Source organism: Pseudomonas tremae (genome assembly GCF_001401155.1).
GTDB classification, from domain to species: Bacteria; Pseudomonadota; Gammaproteobacteria; order Pseudomonadales; family Pseudomonadaceae; genus Aquipseudomonas; species Aquipseudomonas tremae.
On the sequence record NZ_LJRO01000155.1, the window covers coordinates 1 to 1,198 of the forward strand.

1 protein-coding gene is annotated in these 1,198 nt (G+C 54.2%); it reads left to right on the top strand.

The annotated features are described in order from the left end of the window. Positions 1-58 precede the first annotated feature (58 nt). A complete protein-coding gene (locus ALO43_RS11395) occupies positions 59-1,162 on the top strand; it encodes an IS5-like element ISPsy19 family transposase (RefSeq protein ID WP_004664223.1) in 1,104 nt (367 codons plus the stop codon). Positions 1,163-1,198: the final 36 nt, after the last annotated feature.

The following is a 1,198-nucleotide window of genomic DNA, read 5'->3' on the forward strand; positions in this document are numbered from 1 at the left end:
GAGGGTGTAGACAAAATAAATTAAACTTTCACTCCCTTGTCTGAATAGCCCTCAAGCCATGCCTAAAACCGGACGTCCTCGCTCGATTGCCGCCGAGCACTATCCCGTGCTGGTGAAACTCGCTCATGCACAGCCCTATTCCAGCCAGGCCGAATTGGCGCTCGTATTCTTCGCCGAAACCGGTATCACTGCGCATCCCGACACCTTTGCAAAAGCGTTGAAAATGGCAGGGATTACGCGTGTAAAGCAGCGGGCCAAGGGAAGTTTTCAGTCACCTGAACCTAATAAATCCTATGGCTACAATGAAACCCACCGCCGCCAACTGCCGGAGCAGCTATATCCGAGTTGCTTGACAGATACCGAGTGGGCACTGGTCGCCGACCTGTTTGAAAGCCAGGGCGGACGAGGAGTGCCACCGCTTCACTCTCGGCGCACGTTGCTGGAAGCCTGTTGCTATGTCGTACGCACGGGGTGCTCATGGCGAATGCTACCCCGCGATTTTCCTCATTGGGACAATGTCTACAAAACGTTTCGCCGGTGGAGCGCTCAAGGCAAGTTCGAGCAAATGCATGATCGCTTGCGAGCTCAATGGCGTGAGCGGGAAGAACGCGCTGACAGCCCGTCAGCAGCGATCCTGGATTCACAGTCGACCCGCAGTTCTCCTCAAGGCGGTGACAGCGGCTACGACGCAGGCAAAAAAGTGAAGGGGCGTAAACGAAGTCTGATCGTCGATACATTGGGCCTGCTACTGGCTGTCAGTATCAGTGCTGCAAGCGTGCAGGATCGTGACGCGGCGGATGATGCGGTGGCGTACTCGAAGGAAAAATATCCGTCACTGAGCACGCTTTTTGTTGATAGTGCGTACGCAGGAAAATGGGCACAGCGCACCCATCAACTGCACGCTATCGATGTTCAAGTGATCCGTGGCCCGAATAACAGAAGAACAGGGCAATGGCACTCTGAACAAGGCGATCTATTTTCCGTGGAGCCTGTTCAGACTGGATTTGTGGTCATGCCCAAGCGATGGGTAGTGGAGCGAACTCATGCCTGGAATGAGAGAGCTCGGCGACTGATCATGCATCATGATCGCCTTTTTGCGGTAAGCGAGGCATGGGTTTGGTTGGCCGAGGCTCGAATACTCGCGCGCCGACTCACTACATGATTTTGTCTACACCCTCTAAGGAAACTCTGAAAAAGA